This is a genomic window from Streptomyces sp. 1222.5 (genome assembly GCF_900105245.1).
In the GTDB taxonomy this organism is placed as follows: Bacteria; Actinomycetota; Actinomycetes; order Streptomycetales; family Streptomycetaceae; genus Streptomyces; species Streptomyces albidocamelliae.
This window is the reverse complement of the sequence record NZ_FNSZ01000001.1, coordinates 3,782,216-3,804,656: the sequence shown is the minus strand read 5'-3', so window position 1 is coordinate 3,804,656 and position 22,441 is coordinate 3,782,216. Positions and strand designations below refer to the sequence as shown.

17 protein-coding genes are annotated in these 22,441 nt (G+C 72.0%); 13 read left to right on the top strand and 4 right to left on the bottom strand.

Features of this window, described 5'->3' with window-relative positions; genetic code table 11:
* Positions 1–24: 24 nt before the first annotated feature.
* Together BLW57_RS16950 and BLW57_RS16945 are read right to left on the bottom strand one after the other, a co-directional pair.
* On the bottom strand, positions 25–1,659 hold the full coding sequence (locus tag BLW57_RS16950) for a penicillin-binding transpeptidase domain-containing protein (protein WP_093475529.1): 1,635 nt from the start codon (positions 1,657–1,659) through the stop codon (positions 25–27).
* Positions 1,660–1,866: 207 nt separating this feature from the next.
* Entirely contained in the window at positions 1,867–3,624 is a 1,758-nt protein-coding gene (locus tag BLW57_RS16945) for a dolichyl-phosphate-mannose--protein mannosyltransferase (protein ID WP_176985612.1), read from the bottom strand.
* 137 nt (positions 3,625–3,761) lie between these two features.
* Here BLW57_RS16945 and rsmI point away from each other — a divergent pair, with 137 nt between their 5' ends.
* The 10 genes from rsmI to BLW57_RS16895 all read left to right on the top strand — a co-directional run bounded on the left by rsmI (position 3,762) and on the right by BLW57_RS16895 (position 16,778).
* Positions 3,762–4,610: a 16S rRNA (cytidine(1402)-2'-O)-methyltransferase gene (rsmI, locus tag BLW57_RS16940; protein WP_093475527.1), complete on the top strand. Its 849-nt coding sequence runs from the start codon at positions 3,762–3,764 to the stop codon at positions 4,608–4,610.
* A 350-nt stretch (positions 4,611–4,960) separates the two neighbouring features.
* Entirely contained in the window at positions 4,961–5,383 is a 423-nt protein-coding gene (locus tag BLW57_RS16935) for a hypothetical protein (RefSeq protein WP_093475525.1), read from the top strand.
* A gap of 47 nt (positions 5,384–5,430) precedes the next feature.
* Positions 5,431–6,327: a TatD family hydrolase gene (locus BLW57_RS16930; RefSeq protein WP_093475524.1), complete on the top strand. Its 897-nt coding sequence runs from the start codon at positions 5,431–5,433 to the stop codon at positions 6,325–6,327.
* A gap of 157 nt (positions 6,328–6,484) precedes the next feature.
* Positions 6,485–7,954 carry a resuscitation-promoting factor gene (locus tag BLW57_RS16925; protein ID WP_093475522.1) on the top strand — a complete coding sequence of 490 codons (1,470 nt, stop codon included), beginning with the start codon at positions 6,485–6,487 and terminating at the stop codon, positions 7,952–7,954.
* A gap of 120 nt (positions 7,955–8,074) precedes the next feature.
* Positions 8,075–8,944 carry a 16S rRNA (adenine(1518)-N(6)/adenine(1519)-N(6))-dimethyltransferase RsmA gene (gene rsmA, locus BLW57_RS16920; RefSeq protein WP_073888528.1) on the top strand — a complete coding sequence of 290 codons (870 nt, stop codon included), beginning with the start codon at positions 8,075–8,077 and terminating at the stop codon, positions 8,942–8,944.
* A 100-nt stretch (positions 8,945–9,044) separates the two neighbouring features.
* Positions 9,045–9,938 (top strand): 4-(cytidine 5'-diphospho)-2-C-methyl-D-erythritol kinase, encoded by an 894-nt coding sequence (locus BLW57_RS16915; protein WP_093475521.1) that lies wholly within the window; start codon positions 9,045–9,047, stop codon positions 9,936–9,938.
* Between the two features lie 141 nt (positions 9,939–10,079).
* The gene (locus tag BLW57_RS16910) at positions 10,080–11,888 is read left to right on the top strand and encodes an ABC-F family ATP-binding cassette domain-containing protein (protein WP_093475519.1); all 1,809 of its coding nucleotides are present in this window, start codon (positions 10,080–10,082) and stop codon (positions 11,886–11,888) included.
* Positions 11,889–12,122: 234 nt separating this feature from the next.
* Positions 12,123–13,940, top strand: coding sequence for an outer membrane protein assembly factor BamB family protein (locus BLW57_RS16905; protein WP_093475518.1), 1,818 nt, complete (start codon positions 12,123–12,125; stop codon positions 13,938–13,940).
* Between the two features lie 82 nt (positions 13,941–14,022).
* On the top strand, positions 14,023–15,855 hold the full coding sequence (locus tag BLW57_RS16900) for an outer membrane protein assembly factor BamB family protein (protein WP_093475517.1): 1,833 nt from the start codon (positions 14,023–14,025) through the stop codon (positions 15,853–15,855).
* A gap of 236 nt (positions 15,856–16,091) precedes the next feature.
* Positions 16,092–16,778 carry a helix-turn-helix transcriptional regulator gene (locus tag BLW57_RS16895; protein WP_093475516.1) on the top strand — a complete coding sequence of 229 codons (687 nt, stop codon included), beginning with the start codon at positions 16,092–16,094 and terminating at the stop codon, positions 16,776–16,778.
* A 76-nt stretch (positions 16,779–16,854) separates the two neighbouring features.
* Here BLW57_RS16895 and BLW57_RS16890 read toward each other — a convergent pair whose 3' ends face one another.
* Positions 16,855–17,199: a hypothetical protein gene (locus BLW57_RS16890; RefSeq protein WP_093475515.1), complete on the bottom strand. Its 345-nt coding sequence runs from the start codon at positions 17,197–17,199 to the stop codon at positions 16,855–16,857.
* Between the two features lie 21 nt (positions 17,200–17,220).
* A complete protein-coding gene (locus BLW57_RS16885) occupies positions 17,221–18,912 on the bottom strand; it encodes a sodium:solute symporter family protein (protein WP_093475514.1) in 1,692 nt (563 codons plus the stop codon).
* A 209-nt stretch (positions 18,913–19,121) separates the two neighbouring features.
* Here BLW57_RS16885 and galT point away from each other — a divergent pair, with 209 nt between their 5' ends.
* Genes galT through galK form a run of 3 tightly spaced genes read left to right on the top strand, consistent with a single transcriptional unit; the run spans position 19,122 to position 22,296 of the window.
* Positions 19,122–20,183 carry a galactose-1-phosphate uridylyltransferase gene (galT, locus tag BLW57_RS16880; RefSeq protein WP_093475512.1) on the top strand — a complete coding sequence of 354 codons (1,062 nt, stop codon included), beginning with the start codon at positions 19,122–19,124 and terminating at the stop codon, positions 20,181–20,183.
* The gene (galE, locus tag BLW57_RS16875) at positions 20,180–21,142 is read left to right on the top strand and encodes a UDP-glucose 4-epimerase GalE (RefSeq protein WP_093475511.1); all 963 of its coding nucleotides are present in this window, start codon (positions 20,180–20,182) and stop codon (positions 21,140–21,142) included. Before galT ends, galE begins: the two co-directional genes overlap by 4 nt.
* The gene (galK, locus tag BLW57_RS16870) at positions 21,142–22,296 is read left to right on the top strand and encodes a galactokinase (RefSeq protein WP_093475509.1); all 1,155 of its coding nucleotides are present in this window, start codon (positions 21,142–21,144) and stop codon (positions 22,294–22,296) included. Before galE ends, galK begins: the two co-directional genes overlap by 1 nt.
* Positions 22,297–22,441 lie beyond the last annotated feature (145 nt).

The following is a 22,441-nucleotide window of genomic DNA, read 5'->3' as shown; positions in this document are numbered from 1 at the left end:
AGGTCCCGACCTCGGCGGGTGATGTCAGCCGACGTTCCGTAGCACGCTTGCGACAATAGGACCGGCCGCGTCGATGCCGTGTCCGCCGTCCTGCACCAGCGCGGCGGCGGCGACGTCACCCCGGTAACCGGCGAACCAGCTGTCGGACTTCGCCAGCCCGGCGGCCTCCGCGGAGCCGGTCTTGGCGCCGATGTCCCCGCTCATCCCGGCCATCACGCCCGCCGCGGTGCCGCTGCGCGCGGTGCGGTTCATCATGCCGCGCAGCTGCGCCACCGTGCTCGACGGCAGCCCGCGCGCGTGGGCCGGCTCCCGGTCGTCCAGCTTCAGCGGCACGAGCACCGGCTGCCGGAAGGTGCCGGTCATCGCGGTCGCCGTCACCGAGGCCATGTTCAGCGGGCTCATCTGGACCTGCCCCTGGCCGATGAGGCCGGCGGCCTTGTCGGAGCCGCCGGCTGCGGGCACCCGGCCGTCGAAGGACGGCACGCCGATCTGCCAGTCGTTCCTCCCGAGCCCGAACCGCTCCTCGGCCTCCTTGGTGAGGGTGTCCGGCCGGACCTCGTCGGCGAACTTCACGAACGCGGTGTTGCAGGAGCGGGCGAAGCTGTCGGAGAGGGTGGCGTGCTCGTCCGGCGGGAGGTCCTTGAGGTTGTGGAAGGTCTGGCTCAGGGAGACGGCGGTGGCCGGGCAGGGAGCCGGGCCGTTCGCGGTGGTCAGACCGTTGTCGATGAGGGCCGCCGCGCTGACGATCTTCATGGTGGAGCCGGGTGCGCGTTCGCCGAGCAGGGCCGCGTCGAAACCGTCGGAGCGGTGGTTGGCGACGGCCAGGATCTCGCCGGTACTCGGTTTCACGGCCACGACGGAGGCGTCGGTGTACTTCCGTACGGCCGTCTCGGCGGCGGCCTGGGCGCTCGCGCTGAGGGTCGTGGTGAGCTTGCCCGCGCGGCCCTCGGCGAGGGTCAGCAGGGGCGTGTCGGCGGCCTGGCCGCCGTCCGCGTCGGCCTCGTGGCGCACGGCCAGCTCCACACCGGCCCGGCCGCCGGCCTTGTCGCCGTACCGCTTGCGCAGCTCGTCCAGGACCGGGCCGAGGGAGGGGTACTTCTCCTTGGTCAGTACGGTGCCCTCGCGGCCCACGGCCTCGATCGGCGGGGCTGCCGCCTCACCGGTGACGAGCGTGTCCCCCTTGCGCAGCCGCGGATGGACGACCGAGGGCTGCCAGTCGACCAGCGGACGGTGCGAGTGGGCGCCGCGTACGACGGTCAGGCTGCCGCGGTACTTCAGCGGCTCGCTCCTGCCGCGGTACGACACCGTCGCGCTGACCGAGAACGGCACCGTCCTGCCGTCCGCCGTGCCGGGCGTGATGTGCACCTTCGTGATGTGCGCGTCGTGGCCGTAGGCGGTCAGCAACCGCCGCGCCGCCTCCGGGTAGTTCGTGTACGACGCCGCCGTCGCCGCGTCCCCCTTCTCCCAGGCGGCGAAGAACCTGCCGGTCGCGTCCTCCACCTCGGCACCGTCGGGCGGCCCGGACTTCACGGAGGCGGCGACGCCGGTCCCCCCGTCGTCGCTCAGCGCGTGCAGGAAGTTGTAGGTCCCGTACCCGGCACCCCCCAGCAGCACCGCACAGACGCCGCCTACGACCGCACCCTTGACCCCGCTGCGCATCCGCGCACCCCTCCCCGTTTCCCCGTCACCTGCGACGCGTTTCCTGAACGCGTTCAAAAACAGGTGCGTGAGCACTGTAAGCGGTACGCGGGGCCCGCGCGCCCCCACTTGCCGAAACCGTGACGCAGATCCCGTGCATCACCCAACTATGTGAACGAACAACGAGGGCACGGCCGTTGGCCGTGCCCTCGTTCGGTGTCCGCCCGGCTAGACCCAGGTGTCCAGCCACATCCGGGATCTCCAGGAGTCGATCGGGATGGCCTGGCCCGTGTAGAGCGGCCAGAAGTAGATGAAGTTCCAGGCGATCAGCAGGACCAGGACGCCCGCTGCAGAGGCGCCGATCACGCGGCGGGTGTCCGTGGAGCCGGGTGGGCCGACGATCGCGCCGATCATCATCGCCACCGCCAGGCACAGGAACGGCAGGAAGACGACCGCGTAGAACAGGAAGATCGTGCGTTCCTGGTACATGAACCAGGGGAGGTAGCCCGCCGCCACGCCGCAGGCGATCGCGCCGGCCCGCCAGTCGCGGCGGAACGCCCACCGCCACAGCACGTACAGGAGCGCCAAGCAGGCCGCCCACCACAGCGCCGGCGTGCCGATCGCCAGCACCTCCCGGGCGCACTTCTGGCCCGCGTCCGCCGGGCAGCCGTCGGCGCCGGGGGAGGGGGACTCGTAGAAGTACGACACCGGGCGGCCCAGCACGATCCAGCTCCAGGGATTGGACTGGTACGTGTGCGGCGACGACAGGTGGACGTGGAAGTTGTAGACCTCGTGCTCGTAGTGCCACAGGCTGCGCAGCCAGTCGGGCAGGAAGGTCCAGCTGCCCCCCTTGCCGTCGGTGGCCGCCCAGTTGCGGTAGTACCCGCCGCGGCCGTCGGCCGGAGAAAGGATCCAGCCGGTCCAGGACGCCAGGTACACGACGAGCGCCACCGGCACCGTCGCCAGGAAGGTGATGCCGGTGTCGTACTTCAGGGCGGCGGCATACGGGTGGCGGGCGCCGGCCACCTTGCGGGCGCCGACGTCCCACAGCACCGTCATCACGCAGAACGCGGCCAGCACGTACAGCCCGTTCCACTTCGTGCCGATCGCCAGGCCGAGCATCACCCCGGCACCCCAGCGCCAGGGGCGCAGCCCGAAGCGGAAGGTGTCGGCGAGCTCCGCGTCGGGACGCGCCCGGCCGTCCGGGCCGACGGGCAGGGCGGCGGCCAGTCTCTCCCGGGACCGGTCCCGGTCGACGATCAGGCAGCCGAACGCGGCGACCACGAAGAACATCAGCACGCCGTCGAGCAGCGAGGTCCGGCTCATCACGAAGTGCAGGCCGTCCACCGCCATCAGCGCGCCCGCCAGACAGCCGAGGAACGTCGAGCGGAACATCCGGCGCCCGATCCGGCACAGCAGCAGCACGCTCAGCGTGCCGAGCACCGCCGTCATGAACCGCCAGCCGAACGGGTCGAACCCGAACATCAGCTCGCCCAGTCCGATGACGTACTTGCCCACCGGCGGGTGCACGACGTACGCCGGGTCCGTCGGGACCGCCAGATGGCCGTGCGAGGACAGGACCAGGTCGTTGGCGCTCTTGCCGTACTTGTCCCAGTTCACCTCGAAACCGTGGTGGACGAGCGCCCAGGCGTCCTTGGCGTAGTACGTCTCGTCGAATATCACCGCTCGCGGGCTGCCCAGGTTCCAGAACCGCATCAGGCCCGCCATGAGCGTCACCAGCAGCGGACCGCCCCAGCCCGACCAGCGCACCAGACGCTCGGCGAGGACCGGTGACATGCCGAGCACCTGCCACAGCCGGGTGCTCGGCTCGGCGTACGGGGGCACCAGCCGGTCGCGTACGTCGCCCTCGGGCGCGTCCTTCGCCGGTGCGTACCCGAATCGGCGCAGCCGCTGCTGCCAGGACGGCCGCCGGTCGTGCGGCGTCTGGCCCTGCCGGAGGTCCATGGAGGACGCGGTACTGGTCACCGCGCCATCGTAGGGAACCGTTCTGTGCGAGTCCCGTGCATGTGCGGTACCGGTCGGGACGCGATGCATTTCCTGTGGCCGAAGAGGCGGTCCCGACCGCCACCCGTGTGTCCCCGCGCGCCTGGGAGGATGGGGGCGTGACTGGAACCCTTGTCCTCGCAGGTACCCCCATCGGCGACATCGCGGACGCGCCGCCCCGGCTGGCCGAGGAGCTGGCCGGCGCCGACGTGGTCGCCGCCGAGGACACCCGGCGGCTGCGCCGGCTCACCCAGGCGCTGGGTGTGACGCCCAGGGGCCGGGTCGTGTCGTACTTCGAGGGCAACGAGACCGCCCGTACGCCGGAACTGGTCGAGGAACTGCTCGGCGGCGCGCGCGTGCTGCTGGTGACCGACGCCGGTATGCCGTCCGTGTCGGACCCGGGCTACCGGCTGGTCGCGGCGGCCGTGGAGAAGGACGTCCGGGTCACCGCCGTGCCCGGACCGTCCGCCGTGCTCACCGCGCTCGCCCTGTCCGGGCTGCCCGTCGACCGGTTCTGCTTCGAGGGCTTCCTGCCGCGCAAGGCGGGCGAGCGGCTGTCCCGGCTGCGGGACGTCGCCGGGGAGCGGCGCACCCTCGTCTACTTCGAGGCGCCGCACCGGCTCGACGACACCCTCGCCGCCATGGCCGAGGTCTTCGGCGCCGAGCGGCGCGCCGCCGTGTGCCGCGAGCTGACCAAGACGTACGAGGAGGTACGGCGCGGCCCGCTGGCCGAACTGGCGCGGTGGGCCGCGGAGGGCGTCCGGGGTGAGATCACCGTCGTCGTCGAGGGCGCTCCGGAGACCGGGCCCGAGGAACTCGACGCCGCCGAACTGGTCCGCCGGGTGCGGGTGCGCGAGGAGGCCGGCGAGCGCCGCAAGGAGGCCATCGCGGCGGTGGCCGTGGAGGCGGGGCTGCCCAAGCGGGTGGTGTTCGACGCGGTCGTCGCGGCCAAGACCGCCGGCGCCTGAGCGGCCGCGGGCCCGCCGGCCGCGCGGGCCGAGCGCGCCGCTCATCGCGCCCCCCTGGCCGCCCGTGCGCCCCTGGCCTGCGGAAACGCTCCCTCTGAGCAGGTCTGTCCTCGGGTGAGCGAACGCCCCATGGGAGGGCAAAAGACTGTCGCCGAAAGCAAAGCCCGAGGGCCGTGAAGAGGGTGGTTTCTGCAAGGAACGACCAAATCGCCTCCAACACTCGACAGGCCTGCTGCATTCACGCCGGCGGAGGCGTCCACTGGTCGAAGGGACGCACCCGTCCCTCGCCCCAGGGGTTCCGGGGGGAATCCCGAGCCGGGGCGCTTGTCCAGCGGACAAGAGGAGCTGGCATGAGTGAGATCGCAGGGCAGACCGGCCTCCGCGGCACGGCCACCGCCGTCGTTCACGAGTCGTATTCGTTCGCCTGCATGCGCTGCGGGCACGGCTGGGAACAGTCGTACGAGATAGAGCACCACACGGACGCCGACGGACAGCAGATCGTGCGGTACGTGGCCGACGGCCGCGTCGTACCGTCACCGCTGAGCCGGCCGAGCTGCCAGAACTGCGACGGCCACGTCCTGCGGATCATGCGCGCGGGGCAGGTCTCGTCGGTGCGGAGCGCGGCGCAGGGCCACCCGCACCGGGTGCCCTCGGCGGGTCCCGTCGAGGTGCCGGACGTGCCCGGCGCCCCCGAGGTGCCCGCGCGGCCCAGGGAGCCGCACCACTGGCACCTGTCCGATCTCCTCCACCCGTTCCAGCGCAAGGCCGGCTGAACGGATCACCGGCCCTCGGGCGCATGCCCCTTTCGTAGGATCGGGGCATGCCTTCGAACACCGGCCGGAACACCCGGGACGACAAGAACGCGGCGCCGCCGCTCCCGGCACCCCTCCGGGTGCCCGTCGCCGACTCCCACACCCACCTCGACATGCAGTCCGGCACGGTCGCGGAAGGCCTTGCGAAGGCGGCGTCGGTGGGAGTCACGACCGTCGTCCAGGTCGGCTGCGACATCGCCGGCTCGCGCTGGGCCGCCGAGACCGCGGCGGAGCACGAGAACGTCCACGCGACCGTCGCCCTCCACCCCAACGAGGCACCGCGCATCGTCCACGGCGACCCCGACGGCTGGTCCCGGCAGGGCGCCCGCGAGCCGGGCGGCGACGCGGCCCTGGACGAGGCCCTGGCCGAGATCGACCGGCTGGCCGCGCTGCCCCAGGTGAAGGGCGTCGGCGAGACCGGCCTCGACCACTTCCGCACCGGCCCCGAGGGCAAGGCGGCGCAGGAGCGGTCCTTCCGCGCCCACATCGAGATCGCCAAGCGGCACGGCAAGGCGCTCGTCATCCACGACCGCGACGCCCATGCCGACGTCCTGCGCGTGCTGAAGGAGGAGGGCGCCCCCGAGCGGACCGTCTTCCACTGCTACTCCGGCGACGCCGACATGGCCGAGATCTGCGCCCGCGAGGGCTACTTCATGTCCTTCGCGGGCAACGTCACCTTCAAGAACGCCCAGAACCTGCGGGACGCGCTCGCCGTCGCCCCGCTGGAGCTGGTCCTCGTGGAGACCGACGCGCCCTTCCTCACCCCCGTGCCGTACCGCGGACGGCCCAACGCCCCGTATCTCATTCCGGTCACGGTCCGCGCGATGGCCGCCGTGCGCGGCCTCGACGAGGACGCGCTGGCGACGGCCCTGGGCGCGAACACCGCCCGCGCCTTCGGTTACTGAACGTACGCAGAACATAACCGACCGGTAACGGATCGGCGGCTCGGGCTTGGGTTCGAGCGCCACGTTGCGTAGTCGCGCCGCTTTGGAGAGTGACCGGCGCTCCGCTAGGTTCTGGGCCCGATTTCCGGACCCGTCTGGCCCTCTGGAGCGTGTCGGCGTGAGCAAGTCGCAGTACGAGACCTACGAGGCGTACGGCCCCTACGTCGCGCCGGCCGGCCCGCCCGGCGCTCCCTGGCCCGGCCTGCACGAGGCCGAGACCGTGCCGAACGGGGTGCCGTACGAGGACACGTACCGGCCCGCGTACGAGGCCGCGGCGCGGGCCTCGGCGTCCACACCGGCGCACGAGCTCGCGACCGAACCGCTGCTGCCGCGCCAGAGCGGCGACACCCTGGTCGAGCACACCCACGCGCCCGACGAGGACACCCTCGTACAGATCAAGGACACCGACGACCAGGACACCCTCGTACAGGACGGGTACGGCGACGGCAGCGGGCGGGCCGCGCGCCGGCGCAGGGCGCGCTCCACCGAGCGCCCGGAGTCCGCGGTGCGCCGCCTGCTGCCGCAGGCACTGGTCGTGGCCTTCCTGGCGGGCGGCACCACCGCCTTCGTCGCCCAGGACAAGGCGGTCGAGCTCAGCGTCGACGGCAGGCAGCGCAGCCTGCACACCTTCGCCGACGACGTCGGCGAACTGCTCGCCGAGGAGGGCGTGCACGTCGGCGCCCACGACATGGTCGCGCCCGCCCCCGGCAGCGCCCTCGCCGGCGGCGACCGGATCGCCGTGCGCTACGGACGCCCCGTACGGCTCACCCTGGACGGCCGCCGGCACGAGGTGTGGACGACCGCCGGCACCGTCGAGGGAGCGCTGCACGAACTGGGCGTGCGCGCCGAGGGCGCCTACCTGTCCGCCTCGCGCTCCCAGAGCATCGGACGCGCCGGACTCGCCCTCGACGTGCGCACCGAGCGGGCCGTCACGATCATGGCGGACGGCCGCGCGCGCACCGTCCGCACCAACGCCGCCACCGTCCGCGAGGCGATCGAGGACGCCGGGATCACCCTGCGCGGCCAGGACACCCTCTCCGTCCCCGCGGACAGCTTCCCGCGCGACGGGCAGACGGTGACCGTGCTGCGGGTGACCGGCAGCCGCGAGATCCGCGAGGAGCAGATCCCCTTCGGGGTCCGGCGGACCGAGGACCCCTCCCTGTTCAAGGGCACCGAGGTCGTCTCCGAACCCGGGCAGCCCGGACTGCGGCGGACCACCTTCCTCGTGCGCACCGTCAACGGGGTCCGGCAGAAGCCGCGCCGGGAGAAGACCGAGGTGGTGCGCCTGCCGCGCCGCCGGGTGGTCAGGGTCGGCACCAAGCCGCTGCCACCCTCCGTGCACGGCGCGGACCACCTGAACTGGCGCGCCCTCGCCGCCTGCGAGTCCGGCGGCCGGCCGCACGCCGTCGACGCCTCGGGCACGTACGGCGGGCTCTACCAGTTCGACACGCACACCTGGCACAGCCTCGGCGGTCGCGGCCGCCCGCAGGACGCCCCGGCCGAGGAACAGACCTTCCGGGCGAAGAAGCTGTACGTGAGCCGTGGCGCGACGCCCTGGCCGGCCTGCGGGAGACAGCTGCACGGGTAGCCACCGGCGATCACGCGGCGCGGGGGCGGCGGACGCGGATCCACGAGGTCCGGTCGCGCGGTTCCCCCCCGCACCGGACACCTGGCGATCCGGCCCACCGCGCCCCCGTACCCTTGTCCCGTGAGCAGCCCCACCCCCGACGCCCTCCTCGGTCCGGCCGACATCCGCGAACTCGCGGCAGCCCTCGGTGTCCGTCCCACCAAGCAGCGCGGCCAGAACTTCGTGATCGACGCCAACACGGTCCGGCGTATCGTCCGGACCGCCGAGGTCCGTCCCGACGACGTCGCGGTGGAGGTCGGCCCGGGGCTCGGCTCCCTCACCCTCGCGCTGCTGGAGGCCGCCGACCGGGTCACCGCCGTCGAGATCGACGACGTCCTCGCCGCCGCGCTGCCCGCGACCGTCGCGGCACGCATGCCGGAGCGCGCCGACCGCTTCGCGCTGGTCCACTCCGACGCGATGCACGTCACCGAGCTGCCCGGCCCCGCGCCCACCGCCCTGGTGGCGAACCTGCCCTACAACGTCGCCGTGCCCGTCCTGCTGCACATGCTCGAGACCTTCCCCACCATCGAGCGGACCCTGGTGATGGTGCAGGCCGAGGTCGCCGACCGGCTCGCCGCCGCGCCGGGCTCCAAGGTGTACGGCGTGCCGTCGGTCAAGGCCAACTGGTACGCCGAGGTGAAGCGGGCCGGCGCCATCGGCCGCAACGTCTTCTGGCCCGCGCCCAACGTCGACAGCGGACTGGTCTCCCTCGTCCGCCGGACCGAGCCGATCAGGACGACGGCCTCCCGCAAGCAGGTCTTCGCGGTGATCGACGCGGCCTTCGCGCAGCGCCGCAAGACCCTGCGCGCGGCACTCGCCGGCTGGGCCGGATCCGCCGCCGCCGCGGAGGCCGCCCTGGTCGCGGCCGGGGTCTCACCGCAGGCGCGCGGGGAGTCCCTCACGGTCGAGGAGTTCGCCCGCATCGCCGAGAACGCCCAGCCCGCCGCCTAGCCGCCAGGCCCCGGTCGGCACCCGGCACCGGCGGAGCGGCCGGTGCCCGCCCGGCCGGGCCATGTCCACCACGCCCGCCCAGCAAGGAGCCCGGTCAGCAGTGAGCGTCACGGTCCGCGTCCCCGCCAAGGTCAACGTCCAGCTCGCGGTGGGCGCCGCCCGCCCCGACGGGTTCCACGACCTCGCCAACGTCTTCCTCGCCGTCGGCCTGTACGACGAGGTCACCGTCACCCCCGCCGACGAACTGCGCGTCACCTGCGAGGGCCCGGACGCCCACCAGGTCCCGCTGGACCGCACCAACCTCGCCGCGCGCGCCGCCGTCGAGCTCGCCGCCCGGCGGGGCATCGAACCGGCCGTGCACATCCACATCGCCAAGGACATCCCCGTCGCCGGCGGCATGGCGGGCGGCAGCGCGGACGGCGCGGGCGCGCTGCTCGCCTGCGACACGCTCTGGGGCACGGGCGCCTCCCGCGCGGAGCTCCTCGCGCTCTGCGCCGAACTGGGCAGCGACGTCCCGTTCAGCCTGGTCGGCGGGGCCGCCCTCGGTGTCGGGCGCGGCGAGCGGCTGACCGTGCTCGAACTCGGCGGCACGTTCCACTGGGTGTTCGCGATGGCCGGGCGCGGACTGTCCACGCCGGCGGTGTTCCGCGAGTTCGACCGGCTCGCCGAGGGCCGCGACATCCCCGAGCCGGTCGCCTCCCCCGACCTGATGGAGGCGCTCGCCAAGGGCGACCCGGACGCGCTGGCGTCGGCGGTCTCCAACGACCTCCAGCCGGCTGCCCTGTCCCTCTTCCCCGAACTGGCCGACACCCTGGCCGCCGGACGGGCCGCGGGCGCCCTGACCGCGCTCGTCTCCGGCTCCGGACCCACGACGGCCTTCCTCACGCGCGACGCCGGCTCGGCGGAGAAGGTGGCCGAGGCACTGCGCGCGTCCGGCACCTGCCGGTCGGTGCGGACGGCCGCGGGCCCGGTGGCCGGGGCGACCGTGATCTGAGGACCGCCGGAACGGCGCCCGCCGGGCCCGGATCCGGGGACCACCCCGCCCGCGCCGCCGCCCCTCGCGCAGGCCCTACGCTAGAAGGCTGACCCCCGCGGCGGAGCCGCATGTCGATACCGCCCCGCGCACAGGAGTGAAATGGCCGTCAACCTGGTCAATGTCGAGAACGTCAGCAAGGTGTACGGCACCCGTGCCCTGCTCGACGGCGTCTCGCTCGGTGTGTCGGAAGGGGACCGGATCGGGGTCGTCGGCCGCAACGGCGACGGCAAGACCACCCTCATCCGGATGCTCGCCAAGCTGGAGGAGGCCGACAGCGGACGGGTCACCCACTCCGGCGGGCTGCGCCTCGGCGTACTCACCCAGCACGACTCCCTCGACCCGTCCGCCACCGTCCGCCACGAGGTCATCGGCGACATGGCCGACCACGAGTGGGCCGGCAACGCCAAGGTCCGGGACGTGCTGACCGGACTGTTCGGCGGCCTGGACCTGCCCGGCTTCCCCAAGGGCCTCGACACGGTCATCGGACCGCTCTCCGGTGGCGAGCGGCGCCGTATCGCGCTCGCCAAGCTGCTCATCGAGGAGCAGGACCTGGTCGTCCTCGACGAGCCCACCAACCACCTCGACGTCGAGGGCATCGCCTGGCTCGCCCGGCACCTGCAGACCCGGCGCTCGGCGCTCGTCTGCGTCACCCACGACCGGTGGTTCCTGGACCAGGTCTCCACCCGCATGTGGGACGTGCAGCGCGGCGACGTCTTCGAGTACGAGGGCGGCTACTCCGACTACGTCTTCGCCCGCGCCGAGCGCGAGCGCATCGCCGCCACGGAGGAGGCCAAGCGGCAGAACCTGGTCCGCAAGGAGCTGGCCTGGCTGCGGCGCGGCGCCCCCGCGCGTACCTCCAAGCCGCGGTTCCGCGTGGAAGCAGCCAACGAGCTGATCGCGGACGTGCCGCCGCCCCGGGACAGCGCCGAGCTGATGAAGTTCGCCTCCTCGCGGCTGGGCAGGACCGTCTTCGACCTGGAAGACGTCACCGTGCAGGCCGGCCCGAAGGTGCTGCTGCAGCACGTCACCTGGCAGCTCGGCCCCGGCGACCGGATCGGTCTCGTCGGCGTCAACGGCGCCGGCAAGACCTCCCTGCTGCGCGCCATGGCAGAAGCGGCCCGCACGGAGGGCGAGGCGCAGCCCGTGGGCGGGCGCGTCGCCGTCGGAAAGACCGTCAAGCTCGCCTACCTCTCCCAGGAGGTCGCCGAACTCGACCCCGCCTTGCGGGTCCTCGAGGCCGTGCAGCAGGTCCGCGAGCGCGTCGACCTCGGCAAGGGCCGCGAGATGACCGCCGGTCAGCTGTGCGAGACGTTCGGCTTCAGCAAGGAGAAGCAGTGGACGCCGGTCGGGGACCTCTCCGGCGGTGAGCGCCGCCGGCTCCAGCTGCTGCGCCTCCTCATGGACGAGCCCAACGTCCTCTTCCTCGACGAGCCCACCAACGACCTCGACATCGAGACCCTCACCCAGCTCGAGGACGTCCTCGACGGCTGGCCCGGCTCGATGATCGTGATCTCCCACGACCGGTTCTTCGTCGAGCGCACCACCGACCGGGTCTTCGCCCTCCTGGGCGACGGCGCGCTGCGGATGCTGCCCCGCGGTATCGACGAGTACCTGGAGCGGCGCCGGCGCATGGAGGAGGAGGTCGCCGCGCAGTCCCCGGCCGCGGCGCCCAAGCCGGCCGGCACCGAGAAGAGCGCGGCCGACCAGCGGGCGGCGAAGAAGGAACTCCAGAAGATCGAGCGCCAGTTGGACAAGATCTCCGAGAAGGAGACCAAGCTGCACGCGCAGATCGCCGAGAACGCAACCGACTTCGGAAAGGTCGCCGAACTGGACGCCCAGCTGCGGGATCTCGCCGGGGAGCGTGAGGAACTGGAGCTGCGCTGGCTGGAACTCGCGGAGGACGCGTAAGCAGGGGTGGGGCGCGCGCTGCTGGTGCGTGCGCCGCGTGAAGGGGGCGTGAAGGCGCGTAACGGCGGCATCACAGGCCGGTTCTCCCTTGGGAACAGCGGGCTGTCCAGGGCCGTGCGCTGTCGGTGCCGGGTGATAGAAAGGGCCGTCTGAGAACTTTCTGAGTACGACCTTGGGTCCATCGCGAACCTCAGGGCGTGGCTAAAAATCAGTGAACGAGGGGGAAGAGCGCTGATGACTCAGCCGCCCAACCAGCCGTCGCAGGACGGTTTTGGAGCGCCGCAGGGGAAGTCGCCGCAGGAGCAGCCGCCCCAGGGCGGCGGATTCGGGCCCCCGCAGGCGCCCCCGGCCCAGCCCGGCTTCGGCGCACCCGCCACGCCGCCTCCGCCGCAGCAGCCGCCCGCGGGCCCCCCGCAGCCCCAGCCCGGTTACGGCTACCCGCAGCAGCCGGGCCCGTACGGCGCCCCGCCCGCACCGGGCACCCCGGGCCCGTACGGCGCACCCGCCGCACCCGGCACCCCCGGCCCCTACGGTCACCCGCAGCAGCAGGCGGGCCCCTACGGCGCCGTGCCGCAGCCCGGGTACGGCTACCCGCAGCAGCCGCCGTACCCCGGCGCGCCCCAGGGCGGCGGGCCGGGATCCAGCAAGAAACCGCTGCTGATCATCGGTGCCGCGGTGGCCGCGCTGCTCGTCGTCGGAGGCACCGTCTACGCGCTCAGCGGCGACCACGACGGCGGGAAGAAGCCCGTCGCCCAGCAGAGCGACGACCCCAAGCACTCCGCCTCGGCGGAGCCCACCCGGTCCACCGGTGGCACCGACGGCGACGACCCGGAGAACCTCAACGAGGGTCGCCGGGCGGGCGAGGCGAAGGTGCTCTGGTACAAGTCCGCGCCCGACGCCCCCGGTTCCGGCGCCGACGCACCCGGCATGTGGGTCACCGGCGACACCGCGGTGAAGGCGGCCTACAAGCAGCTCTTCGCCTTCGGCGCGGCCGACGGCAGGACCGCCTGGGGTCCGATCGACTTCCCGCAGAAGATCTGCGCGGCCACCCCTCAGGCGGCCGGCGGCACGGTCGTCGTGGCGTACATGAACGGCTCGGGTGACCGGGCCAAGTGCAACCAGCTCCAGCAGATCGACCTGGCGACGGGCAAGAAGGGCTGGAGCGGTGAGGTCGCCGACGGCGGCCTGTTCGACAGCTCGCTCTCCGTCGAACTGACCGTGAGCGGCAGGACGCTGATGGTCGGCCGCTCGCAGTCGGGCACGGCGTACGACATCACCAGCGGCAAGAAGCTGTACGACAAGAAGAAGTACGGCGCGGCCTGCTTCCCGACCGCCTTCGCGGGCGGCACCGGCCGGCTGGTCCAGGTGGCCTCCTGCGCGGCCGGCACCGACAAGGAGCACGACGAGATCCAGGAGCTGGATCCGGCCACCGGCAAGGTGCGGTGGACCCAGCCGGTCAAGAAGGGCTGGCGGGTCACCAGGACGTACTCCGTCGACCCGCTCGTGGTCTACCTGACCAACCAGGACAAGAAGGCGTGGAACATCTCCACCTTCACCAAGGACGGCAAGTTCCGTTCGGAGGTCAAGGTCAATGAGAAGTTCGCGCCCCGCTGCGGCTGGGCGATCCTCGAACGCGACCTCCAGGGCTGCCAGGGCGTCGCGGTCGACGCCGACACCCTGTACCTGCCCACGGACTCCCTCAGCAGCGCCAACGAGATCGTCGCGATCGGCCTCGCCGACGGCAAGGAGAAGTGGCGGACCAAGTCCCCGGCCGAGGAGCCGATGGCCCCGCTGAAGATCGACGGCGGCAAGCTCATCGCGTACGTGCAGCCGTCGTACGACGCGGGCGGCCAGGTGGTGTCGATCCCGGTCGCGGGCTCCTCCCACAAGCCCACCAAGCTGCTGCAGAATCCGCAGGGCGCGGCCGACGCCGAGGACGCCTTCTACAACGGTGTCGTCGACTGGGTGGACGGGCGGTTCTTCATCTCCTCCGGCCGGCTGTCCGGAAACGACCAGTCCAAGGAGAAGCTGATGATGGCCTTCGGCAACTGACCCCGGCGCACATCCCTTCGCACCACGTCCCGAGTCCCCTCCGCCGTCCGGCCTTCAGCGTTTCACCGAGGTATCCGCTCCCATGACGCAGCCGCCCCCTCCGCCGCCCAACCAGCCCCCGCAGCAGCCCGGTTCCGGCTCCCCGCAGGACCAGCCGCCCGCGCCCCCGGCCGGGCCGCCGGCGACCCCGCCCGCGCAGCCGCAGCCTCCGCAGCCCGGTTACGGCTACCCGCAGGCCGCCCCGGCCCCGCAGCCTCCGCAGCCCCAGCCGGGCTACGGCTACCCCGGCGGGCAGCAGAACCCGTACGCCCAGCAGCCCCCGGCCTACGGTCAGCAGCCCCCCGCCTACGGCGCCCACCCGCAGAACCCCTACGCCCAGCCCACCCAGCCGATGTACCCCGCGCAGCCGGGGTACGGCTATCCGGGGCAGCCGTCGACCACGCCGATGCAGCAGCCGGGGCAGGGCGGCGGCGGCCGCAACAACACCGCGCTGTACATCGTCGTCGCGGCGGTCGTCGCCATCGCGCTGATCGTCGGCGGCGGCATCTGGTACGCCAAGTCCTCCGGGGACGACGGCAAGAAGCACGACACCGCGTCCTCCGACGGCGGCACCGGCGGCGGCGACAAGGGCTCCGGGGCCACCACCGGCGGCGGCAAGGAGAAGGCGCCGTCCGACCCCTCGGCGAAGCCCCTCTTCAACGTCGCGATGCCCACGACCAAGGAGCTGACGAGCACCACCGGCTCCTGGCTGACCGAGAAGGTGTACGCCAAGAGCGGTGTGGCCGAGATCGTCGGCTACGACCCCGTCAAGGGCACCGAGAACTGGACGATCAAGCTGCCCGGCCCGGTCTGCGCGACCACCGGTCACGTCAACTCGGAGAACCGGACGGCGATCGCCTTCCGGCCGAAGATGTCCCAGAAGGACGCCACCTCGGGATGCAGCCTGATCTCCGGGATCGACCTCGACACGGGCAAGCGGCTGTGGACGAAGTCGGTCAAGTCCGGTGACTACCCGGTGAGTTTCCAGAACCTGACGGTCTCCCAGCACACCGTCGCGCTCGGCAGCACCGGCGGCGGCGCCGCGTTCGACCTGGACTCCGGCAAGCTGCTGTGGCAGCCGAAGGCGGGCGACACCTGTTACGACGCCGGGTACGGCGGCGGCGCGAAGCTGGTCGCGGTGCGCAAGTGCGGCGACTACGGGAACCGGCAGCTGCACATCCAGAACATCGACCCCAAGACGGGGAAGGTGATCGCCGAGTACAAGATGCCCGCGGGCGTCGAGTACGCCGCCGTCGTCTCCACCGACCCGCTGGTGGTCGCCGCCGACGTCGGCGACAGCGCCGGTGACGGCAGCGGCATCTCGGACTACTTCTCCATCGACGCCAGGACCGGCAGCCTGCTCGCCCGGATCTCCGCGCCCGGCAAGACCTACAGCGGCCGCTGCGACGGGATCACCCGCATCGAGGACTGCCACCAGATCGTCGCGGGCAACGGCCGGCTGTACCTGCCGACCGAGGAGCACGACGGCTCCGCCGCCTACAAGGACACCAACGAGATCGTCTCCTTCGACCTCGACACGGGCAAGCAGACCGGCCAGCGCGCCGAGGCCGGCGACGGCTGCACGCTCTCCCCGCTGCGCATGGACGGCGGCAACCTGATCGCCTACAAGCGGACGCCGTACGACCAGGGCGGCCAGGTCGTCAGCATCGACGGTGGCAGTTTCAAGGAGACCAAGCTGCTGCAGAACCCGGCCACCGGTATCGCGCAGGAGGCGGAGAGCAGCATGCTGCCGGACTACTCCGAGATCCTGTTCGGCGAGGGGCGGCTGTACATGTCCAAGGTCTTCACCGAGACGAAGAGTTCGGGCACGGGCAGCAAGCAGTACCTGGTCGTGGCGTTCGGCACGGACGGCTGACCGGCCGGCGGCGCCGGATCCCTGCGCGCCGCTCCCGCCCGAAAGGGTGACTTACCGAGAAGTGCCCCGGATTTCATCGATCCGGGGCACTTCTCATGAGTAGGGGCAGCGCGACGTCGAACAAGCGTGTAGCTTCCGGGGGCAGGGAGGGGCGGGGTGCCGGGGGGCCCTCTGTCCTTGCGGACCCGTGGGCGTCCATAGTGGGGCATCCATGGGGGGGACTGGGGGGTTGCTCTATGGGAGTGCGGCTCATGGTCGTCGACGACCATCGCCTGCTCGCGGAGGCGCTGGCGTCCGCGCTCAAGCTGCGCGGGCACCGGGTGCTCGCCGCGGCGGCGCCGGCCGCGGGCGCCGCGGATCTGGTGATCGCGCGGGCGCCGGAGGTGTGCCTGCTGGGTACGGCGGCTCCCGCCGAGCCGGGCGTCTTCGATCCGGTGGTGAAGATCAAGCGGGAGCGGCCGCAGGTGGCGATGCTGGTGCTGGGACCGGTGCCCTCACCGCGGGGCATCGCGGCGGCCTTCGCGGCGGGCGCGTCGGGGTACGTGCGGCACGACGAGCGGATCGAGGGGGTCGAGCGGGCCATCATGAAGGCCCGCGCGGGGGAGGCGGCGGTGGCTCCGCAGCTGCTCCAGGGGGCGTTCGGGGAGCTGCTCAACCCGGCCGCCCAGCCCGACGACGAGGCCCAGCAGCTGCTGGAGATGCTCACGCCGCGGGAGGTCGAGGTGCTGGTACGGGTGGCCGACGGCGAGGACACGCGGCTGATCGCGGCCGGGATGGGGATCGCGCCGAGCACCGCGCGTACGCATGTGCAGCGGGTGCTGATGAAGCTCGGGGTCGGGTCGCGGCTGGAGGCGGCGGCACTGGCCGCGCGGACGGGACTGCTGGACCGTGCCGGTTCCCTGCGGGAGTCCGGGCCGCAGTAGCCGCCCGGTGTACCGAGGGCGCGCGGGGAACCTCACGATCGGCTCCCGCGCGCCCCGGTCCGGGGTCGGCGGGCGGTTACCGCTTCCCCGCCGGCTCCTCGGGCAGGCCCTCCCGGGGAAGCGGCGGCGGAGTGGGCCGGAGCTTCAGCCAGGCCAGGAAGAAGACGCCCAGTAGGAGCATGCCGATCCCGGTCCACAGGTTGATGTTGACGCCCTGGGCCTTGTCGATGGCGGACTGGGAGTCGGTGATGCCGGTGATCGTGACGATGACGCCGTAGACGACGAACAGTCCGCCGATGATGCGGCGCAGGTCGAACAGCCGGGCCGCGGTCTCGGACTTGCCCTCCAGCTCGGTGACTTCCCGCTGGACGTCGTCCTCGGAGTAGTGGAACCGCTCGGGGCGGTCGGGGTTCTCGGTCATGGTTTCCTCGGTCCTCCCGCGTCAGAACGAGAACGGGATGTAGCAGGCGGCGGCCAGCACGATCGCGCCCCAGCCCAGCAGGGCGGGCTTGCGGTACCAGGCGTCGTCGCCCTTGGCGGGCGGTTCGGACATACCGGGGGAGCGGGTGCCGTAGACCAGGCCCTGCAGCTCGTTCGCCGGCTTCGGCTTCGTGAACAGGGAGACGGCGAACATCACGACCGCGCCGGCGACGAAGCCGGCGATGGCGGAGACGAAGTTGGCGCCCTGGTCGGTGGGGATGGAGATGATCCCCTTCTTGTAGAGGACGAAGTAGTTGACCATCGCGGTCACGGTGCCGGCGAGCAGGCCCCAGAAGCCGGACTTGGCGGACGCGCGCTTCCAGAACATGCCGACGATGAAGACGACGAACATCGGCACGTTGAAGAAGGAGAACAGCGTCTGCAGGTAGGACATGATGTTCGAGAACGACGAGGCGAGGAACGCGGTGCCGACGGAGGCGCAGACGCCGATCGCGGTGATCAGGCGGCCGAACCGCACGTAGTACCCGTCCTCGCGGCCCCGCACCACGTACTTCGCCCAGATGTCGGTGGTGAACACCGTGTTGAAGGACGACACGTTCGCCGCCATGCCCGCCATGAAGGCCGCGAGCAGACCGGTGACCGCGATGCCGAGCACGCCGTTGGGCAGCAGCTCCTGCATCAGGTAGGGGATGGCGTCGTTGTACTGGTAGCCGGAGCCGGTGGTGCCGAACTTCGGGACGATCGCGGCGGCGACCAGGCCGGGGATCATCACCAGGAAGACGATGAAGATCTTCGGGTAGGCGGCGATCAGCGGGGTGCGCTGCCCCGCGGAGAGGTTCTTCGCGGACAGGGCGCGCTGCACCTCGGCGAAGTTGGTGGTCCAGTAGCCGAAGGACAGCACGAAGCCGAGTCCGAGGACGATGGTCAGCCAGTTGGCGCCCAGCGGGTTGGCCGAGCCGATGCCGGTGCCGCCCCAGGCCGTGGTGAAGTCGGCGCCGTGGGTGGCGGTGAGCTTGTCCGTCAGACCGCCCCAGCCGCCGACCTTCTTCAGGCCGAGCACGGTGATCGGGATGAGGGCGGCCAGGATCACGAAGAACTGGAGCACCTCGTTGTAGATCGCCGAGGACAGGCCGCCCAGCGTGATGTACGCGAGCACGAAGGCACCGGCGACCACGATGGCGACCCACTGCGGCCAGCCGAGCAGGGCCTCGACGACGATCGCGAGGGCGTAGAGGTTGACGCCCGCGATCAGGATGGCGGCGAACGCGAACAGGATCGAGCTGAGCAGGTGGGCGGCCCGGTCGAAGCGCAGCAGCAGGAACTCGGGGACCGAGCGGACCTTGCTGCCGTAGTAGAAGGGCATCATCACCAGGCCCAGGAAGACCATGGCGGGGATGGCGCCGATCCAGTACCAGTGCACGGTGTAGGCGCCGTACTGGGCGCTGTTCGCGGCCATGCCGAGGATCTCGGTGGCGGCCAGGTTCGCGGAGATGAAGGCCAGGCCGGTGATCCAGGCGGGCAGCGAGCGTCCGGAGAGGAAGAAGTCCAGGCTGGTCTTCACCGAGCGGCGGGCCGCGAAGCCGATGCCGAGGACGACGACGAAGTAGATCGCCAGGATCGTGTAGTCCAGCCAGTTCGTGGGGAGCCGTAGCTCCGCCGCCAGGACGGCGGGTGCTTCTGTGGGGGTTTGCATGAGTACTCGCTTCGTTGCGCGAACTGATCCAGAGCGGAACCTACGCCGACGTGTTCAGTATTTGAACACTTCCGGTGGTGTTCTTTGTTTGATTGTGATCGACCGAGGTGTTGTCGAGTTGTGGTTTGTTATGTTTGGTTGTGTTGAGTGAGTGGGCGCTGACCAGCCCCCACGGATGTCCCCGCGGGGTGTCGAACAAGGAGCCAGGCGTGAAGAAGACCTCGACCCGGCTTGCCGACGGTCGTGAGCTGATCTACTACGACCTTCGGGACGACACCGTGCGGGACGCCGAGGACCGGCGCCCGCTGGACCCCACCGTCACCACGTCCGAAATCCGCCACGACCCGCTGCTCGGCGACGCGGTCGCCGTCGCCTCCCACCGCCAGGGCCGCACCTATCACCCGCCCGCCGACGAGTGCCCCCTGTGCCCCACCCGGGGCGAGCGGCTGAGCGAGATCCCCGACTCCTCCTATGACGTCGTCGTCTTCGAGAACCGCTTCCCGTCGCTGGCCGGCGACTCCGGCCGCTGCGAGGTCGTCTGCTTCACCTCCGACCACGACGCCTCCTTCGCCGACCTCGGCCCGGAGCAGGCGCGACTGGTGCTGGAGGCGTGGACCGACCGCACGTCGGAGCTGTCGCATCTGCCCTCCGTCGAGCAGGTGTTCTGTTTCGAGAACCGCGGTGCCGAGATCGGTGTGACCCTGGGTCACCCGCACGGACAGATCTACGCCTACCCCTTCACCACCCCGCGCACCGCGCTGATGCTCCGCTCGCTCGCCGCCCACAAGGAGGCCACCGGCGGGGAGAACCTGTTCGACACGGTGCTGGAGCGCGAACTCGCCGGTGAGCGGGTCGTCCTTGCGGGTGAACACTGGGCGGCCTTCGTGCCGTACGCGGCGCACTGGCCGTACGAGGTCCACCTGTACCCGAGGCGCCGCGTGCCCGATCTGCCGGCGCTCGACGAGGCGGCGCGCACAGAATTCCCCCAGATCTATCTGGAACTCTTGAGGCGCTTCGACCGGATCTTCGGGGACGGAGAGCCTCCGACGCCCTACATCGCGGCCTGGCACCAGGCCCCGTTCGGCACGCTGGAGGAATTCGACGGTGTCACGCGCCACGACTTCGCGCTCCACCTCGAGCTTTTCACCATCCGCCGCACTTCCGGCAAGCTGAAGTTTCTCGCGGGTTCCGAGTCCGGCATGAGCGTGTTCATCAACGACGTGCCGCCGGAGCGCGCGGCCGAGCGACTGCGAGAGGTAGCGAGTTCATGAAGTACCTGGTGACGGGTGGCGCGGGATACGTCGGCAGTGTCGTGGCCCAGCATCTGCTGGAGGCCGGCCACGAGGTCACCGTCCTCGACAACCTCTCCACCGGCTTCCGCGAGGGCGTCCCGGCCGGCGCCGCGTTCGTCGAGGGCGACATCCGCGACGCCGCCAAGTGGCTCGACGCCTCCTACGAGGGCGTCCTGCACTTCGCCGCGTCCTCGCAGGTCGGCGAGTCGGTGGCGAAGCCCGAGAAGTACTGGGAGAACAACGTCGCCGGTTCCCTGGCGCTCCTCGGCGCCATGCGGGACGCGGGCGTGCGCACGCTGGTCTTCTCCTCCACGGCGGCCACCTACGGTGAGCCCGAGCAGGTCCCGATCACCGAGACCGCCCCCACCCGGCCGACCAACCCCTACGGCGCCACCAAGCTGGCCGTCGACCACATGATCACCAGCGAGGCGAACGCCCACGGCCTGGCCGCGGTGTCCCTGCGCTACTTCAACGTCGCCGGAGCCTACGGCGCCCACGGCGAGCGCCACGACCCCGAGTCGCACCTGATCCCGCTGGTCCTCCAGGTCGCCCAGGGCCGCCGCGACGCCATCTCGGTCTACGGCGACGACTACGCCACCCCCGACGGGACCTGCGTCCGCGACTACATCCACGTGGCGGACCTGGCCGAGGCCCACCTGCTCGCCCTGCGGGCCGCCCGGCCGGGCACGCACCTGATCTGCAACCTCGGCAACGGCAGCGGCTTCTCCGTCCGCCAGGTCATCGAGACCGTCCGCGAGGTCACCGGCCACCCGATCCCCGAGGTGGCCGCCCCGCGCCGCGGCGGCGACCCGGCGGTCCTGGTCGCCGCCGCGGACACCGCCCGCGAGAAGCTGGGCTGGAACCCGACCCGCGCGGACCTCGCCGGAATCGTCGCGGACGCGTGGGAGTTCGCGCAGAGCATCACAGAGGAGCACTAGTGGGGGCACAGCAGGTCGCACAGCGCTTCACCGAGCTGTACGGGACGGCACCCGAGGGCGTGTGGGCGGCGCCGGGCCGGGTCAACCTGATCGGCGAGCACACCGACTACAACGACGGCTTCGTCATGCCGTTCGCACTGCCGCACCAGGCGGTCGCGGCCGTCTCCCGCCGGGACGACGGGCTGCTGCGCCTGCACTCGGCGGACGTCGCGGGAGGCGTGGCAGAGGTGCGCCTGGACGGCCTCGCCCCAGGGTCCGACAGCGCGTGGACGGCCTACCCGGCCGGCGTGGTCTGGGCGCTGCGCGAGGCGGGCCACGAGGTGACCGGCGCGGACGTCCACCTGTCCTCGACGGTCCCCACGGGCGCCGGTCTCTCCTCGTCCGCCGCGCTGGAGGTCGTGATCGCCCTGGCGCTCGACGACCTGTACGGATTCGGTCTCCAGCGGTGGCAGCTCGCCCGGCTGTGCCAGCGCGCGGAGAACGTCTACGTCGGCGCGCCGACCGGCATCATGGACCAGACGGCGTCCGCGTGCTGCACGCCGGGGCACGCCCTGTTCCTCGACACCCGGGACCTGTCCCAGCGGCAGACCCCCTTCGACCTGGCGGCCGAGGGCCTGCGCCTGCTCGTCGTGGACACGCAGGTCAAGCACGCCCACAGCGGCGGCGAGTACGGCAAGCGCCGGGCCGGCTGCGAGAAGGGTGCGGCCCTGCTGGGCGTCGACGCCCTCCGGGACGTCCCGTACGACGGCCTGGAGGCGGCCCTCGCCCGGCTCGGCGACGAGGAGGAGGTGGTCCGTCTCGTCCGGCACATCGTCACCGAGAACCACCGCGTCGAACGCGTCGTCGACCTGCTGCGCGCCGGACGGACCCACGCGATCGGCCCCGTCCTCACCGAGGGACACGCCTCGCTGCGCGACGACTTCCGCATCTCCTGCCCGGAACTGGACCTGGTCGTCGACACCGCCCTCGCGGGCGGCGCGCTCGGCGCCCGGATGACCGGCGGCGGCTTCGGCGGCTCGGCGATCGTGCTGACGCAGGCGACGGACGTCGACACCCTCACCAAGTCGGTCGAGGAAGCCTTCGCCGCGGCCGGCTTCGCACCCCCGCGCGTCTTCGAGGCGATCCCGTCGGCGGGGGCCCACCGCCTGATCTGACACCCGCCCCGCACCGGCCCGCCGCACGCCAGAGACGCGCGGCGGGCCGTGCCGCACCCCTGATGGACGACGACGAGATCCGGTCCCGGTTCGACGGGCGGGGGGTGGTGGAGCTCCGTGGCGGGGCGTCGTTGAAGGCGCGGGC

Coding starts and splice junctions, on each gene's coding strand:
- BLW57_RS16895 (WP_093475516.1), top strand. CDS start 16,092: ATGGGAGTGCGGCTCATGGTCGTCGACGACCATCGCCTGCTCGCGGAG.
- BLW57_RS16935 (WP_093475525.1), top strand. CDS start 4,961: ATGAGTGAGATCGCAGGGCAGACCGGCCTCCGCGGCACGGCCACCGCC.
- BLW57_RS16885 (WP_093475514.1), bottom strand. CDS start 18,912: ATGCAAACCCCCACAGAAGCACCCGCCGTCCTGGCGGCGGAGCTACGG.
- BLW57_RS16930 (WP_093475524.1), top strand. CDS start 5,431: ATGCCTTCGAACACCGGCCGGAACACCCGGGACGACAAGAACGCGGCG.
- galE (WP_093475511.1), top strand. CDS start 20,180: ATGAAGTACCTGGTGACGGGTGGCGCGGGATACGTCGGCAGTGTCGTG.
- BLW57_RS16890 (WP_093475515.1), bottom strand. CDS start 17,199: ATGACCGAGAACCCCGACCGCCCCGAGCGGTTCCACTACTCCGAGGAC.
- BLW57_RS16910 (WP_093475519.1), top strand. CDS start 10,080: ATGGCCGTCAACCTGGTCAATGTCGAGAACGTCAGCAAGGTGTACGGC.
- BLW57_RS16900 (WP_093475517.1), top strand. CDS start 14,023: ATGACGCAGCCGCCCCCTCCGCCGCCCAACCAGCCCCCGCAGCAGCCC.
- BLW57_RS16950 (WP_093475529.1), bottom strand. CDS start 1,659: ATGCGCAGCGGGGTCAAGGGTGCGGTCGTAGGCGGCGTCTGTGCGGTG.
- BLW57_RS16905 (WP_093475518.1), top strand. CDS start 12,123: ATGACTCAGCCGCCCAACCAGCCGTCGCAGGACGGTTTTGGAGCGCCG.